Here is a 2,962-nt window from a genome sequence, read left to right on the forward strand (position 1 = left end):
CCTCACGTCCCTGGACGTCCCCGACGCCGAACGCCACGCCCCCGCCGTAGTCGCCCTGCTCTACGGCCTGGCCCTCCGCCGCCTCGCCACCGGCGACACCACCGCGACCGGCACCGCCGACGCCGTCCGCCTCCTCCTCCTGGGCGCCCTCCCCCGCCCCTGAAAAGACTTCTGGCCCGCACGGCCCCAGAGCGGGGTTACAAAGCCGTGCAGGCCAGAAACCTGTCTCAATCAGGAACCTCAGTCGGAACCTCAGCCGACGTTCGCTCTGCTCTCCGCCTGTGCACCTCCGCCGTGTCTCCGATGTGACACCCACACGCTAAGCCGCCCGACCCCCCACAAGTACGCCCTTAACCCTCACTTAGGGAAGGGCTGAGGGGGCCTTAGTCCGCCCCCGTCCGCCACAGTCTTGAAAAGCCGCTCACCTGCAAAAACGAGGAATGGGAGCCAGAGGAACACTCAGGCACAGTCGAGCCGTATCGCCCCAATCCGACCGGCGTTGGCTCCCGAGATCGGCTCCCCTGACTCCCCTCTCTCTCCGCAGGGAGGGAGGGCCCACCATGGCCCTAGAAATCACCGAAACAACAATGACCGCCACGGTAAAAGGCAAGGTCATCGCCTCCGCCACCCGCACAGACTGCGGCTGGCACATCACCACATGGCCGCGCTCTCTAGACCGCAACTCCGCCATCACGGCCCTGATGCTCGCCGAACGCCTCATCACACACGGCGAGGACGACCCCTGCGTGATCGAGTGACGGAGGGAGATATCCCATGGCTGACCGCCTCATACGGATCACAACCGCTCTCGCCGTGATGGGGGTAGCCGCCGTGGCAGCCGTCATCTCGTACCGCCACGCCTACGAACTCGTCCACACCCACGGCGAGACGGGCCCCACGGCACGCCCCGTCCCGTTCACGGCGGACGGCCTTATCTAGGCCGCATCCATGGTCATCCTGAACGCCAGCCGCCGGCAGCAGCCCGCCTCACCCTTCCCCAAGTGGAGCCTCGCCGTAGGCATCGTGGCAACGGTCGGTGCCAACGTGGCACACGGCGCAACTCACGGCGTCATAGGCGCGATCGTCAGCGCATGGCCCGCCCTCGCCCTAGTCGGCTCCTTCGAACTCCTGATGACCCTCACCCGAACCGCAGCAAGCCACATCCAGGACGAGGAACGCATCGAACCGGCGCAGCCTCGCACCGAAGTGGAACGCACCCCGGAACAAGCGGTGTTGGACGAGTACAGGGCAAGCCTGAACGGTCCAGGCCGCCCGCTCTCTCAGCGCTACCTCGTCGAGAAGTACGGCATCGACCGGCGGGAGTGTTCTCCCCAGGTTAGCGTCCTATTCGCATGTGCGAGCCAAGTCCGGTAGTTAGGATCTTGTTTGGCCGCGAGCATGGTGCGTGATCTCCGCATGGTCTCCAGTTTGAGGGTCTCCGAACCGAGATCACTAGACCTCCGGCAGAACGTGGGCTGCAATGGAACTCAAGTGATGCCGCGAGCGTCTAATAAACTCAAGAGTGGCTACCCAATGGGATGAAGAATGGAAATAGCGCGACTGTTAATTGGCCTGACTGTGGCCATTTTTCTGGCGGACAGTCTGCCCGTATTGCGGCGATTCCTTATCTTTCGTGCAACCCTTGTATGGATCTATGCCACTTGGATAATGGCTCCGATTCTGCCCCTTTGGAAGACACTGTCTCTCGCATTTGTTTTGGCATTTTGGTCGTGTGCACTTGGAATCTGGGAAAAGCTAGCCGAACAGAGAGCTGGTTCAAGCACCAGTGGTGGCACTAGGAGGAATGAGCGAAAATTTGGAATTAGGTTCTACCTATCTGGAATTGTGAGGCGCCTAAAGAGTGAGTTGGGAGAGGGAAAATCTTGGATGAGAAGTAATCGAACGTCTCATGGAAGATCAATCATTAGTGCATTTATACTTATCTGCTTCACCGTTTTCCTGCTAGGGTTGGCCATCGGTCCACAGCGACTGTCGAATATCCTTACAGAAGCAGCGAAAAACAATAGTCTTGCGATAGTGACGTCAGGAGCATTGGCCTCCATATTCGTAAGTCATGAAGTTGTGGCAAGGATCTATTCGATCTTCGATGAGTCGGCACCAAAAGTGCGTTCGAAGATATTTGCATTTGACGCCAATTATGCATATATCGGCTGGTTTGAGAGAGGACTAGTATTTACGTTCGTGGTGAGTGGACAGGCGGCAGCAGCCGCATTGGCGATAACTGCGAAGTCATTCGCAAGACATAAGCAGTTCGATGAAGACCCGAAATTTGGTGAGCGGTTTATCATAGGTACTTTTGTCAGTGTGTTTTTTGCGGTAATCTGGGCGGTGCTGGTGCGCATGGCGTTGAACCTCAAGCCTATGTAAGAAGGTTTGGTTTGATAGAGAGTATTGGAAAACTACTTGCGGTAGTATCTGAACTAGACCTTCCGGTTGACGATTTCTTGATTGCAGGTAGCGCACCACTCCTTGTTCATGGGTTGCGAGATCAAATCCAGGACCTTGATTTGGTAGCACGTGGTTCCGCCTGGGAAAAAATTGTCAGAACACATTCACCAATTAAGGCGCCATTTGATGATGCATTGAAGGTGGACTGGAGATTTGAAGATACTTCGATCGAAGTGTTGAATTGTTGGTTTCCGGCCAGGTTCGGATGGACGGTTGATTATTTGATCAGTTCGGCGGATGTGATAGAGGGAGTGAATTTTATGTCATTGCAGCTGACTCTCATTTGGAAGAATTACTTGTCCAGAGATAAGGACACTGCTGATGTTTCAATAATCAGGAGATATCTTTCAACCAGTCGTTCTTGAGCTAGTGTCTTGAGTCGTTAATTCGTTGGCAGTATCCGGCGAGGGTTTCGAGGATGTCGTCGGCGGGTTTGGTCCACACGAACGGCTTGGGGTCGGTGTTCCACTCGTTGACCCAGGCGCGGACGTCA

At 56.3% G+C, this 2,962-nt stretch carries 5 protein-coding genes; all 5 read left to right on the forward strand.

Annotated features, from left to right (window positions below):
* Window positions 1–560: 560 nt before the first annotated feature.
* Window positions 561–758, forward strand: a complete 198-nt coding sequence (locus ETD83_RS40880) for a hypothetical protein (RefSeq protein ID WP_138650612.1) — start codon at window positions 561–563, stop codon at window positions 756–758.
* A gap of 16 nt (window positions 759–774) precedes the next feature.
* Window positions 775–939 carry a DUF2637 domain-containing protein gene (locus ETD83_RS45800; RefSeq protein WP_329603073.1) on the forward strand — a complete coding sequence of 55 codons (165 nt, stop codon included), beginning with the start codon at window positions 775–777 and terminating at the stop codon, window positions 937–939.
* 9 nt (window positions 940–948) lie between these two features.
* Window positions 949–1,374, forward strand: a complete 426-nt coding sequence (locus tag ETD83_RS40885; protein WP_138650613.1) for a hypothetical protein — start codon at window positions 949–951, stop codon at window positions 1,372–1,374.
* Window positions 1,375–1,968: 594 nt separating this feature from the next.
* Complete coding sequence (locus ETD83_RS40890) at window positions 1,969–2,388, forward strand: hypothetical protein (RefSeq protein WP_138650614.1); 420 nt, start codon at window positions 1,969–1,971, stop codon at window positions 2,386–2,388.
* Window positions 2,389–2,399: 11 nt separating this feature from the next.
* On the forward strand, window positions 2,400–2,834 hold the full coding sequence (locus ETD83_RS40895; RefSeq protein WP_138650615.1) for a hypothetical protein: 435 nt from the start codon (window positions 2,400–2,402) through the stop codon (window positions 2,832–2,834).
* Window positions 2,835–2,962 lie beyond the last annotated feature (128 nt).

The organism is Actinomadura soli (genome assembly GCF_005889715.1).
Lineage (GTDB): Bacteria > Actinomycetota > Actinomycetes > Streptosporangiales > Streptosporangiaceae > Spirillospora > Spirillospora soli.

What these genes read in the sequence shown, in the direction of transcription:
- ETD83_RS40880 (WP_138650612.1), top strand. Translation starts at nt 561, where the DNA reads ATGGCCCTAGAAATCACCGAAACAACAATGACCGCCACGGTAAAAGGC.
- ETD83_RS40885 (WP_138650613.1), top strand. Translation starts at nt 949, where the DNA reads ATGGTCATCCTGAACGCCAGCCGCCGGCAGCAGCCCGCCTCACCCTTC.
- ETD83_RS45800 (WP_329603073.1), top strand. Translation starts at nt 775, where the DNA reads ATGGCTGACCGCCTCATACGGATCACAACCGCTCTCGCCGTGATGGGG.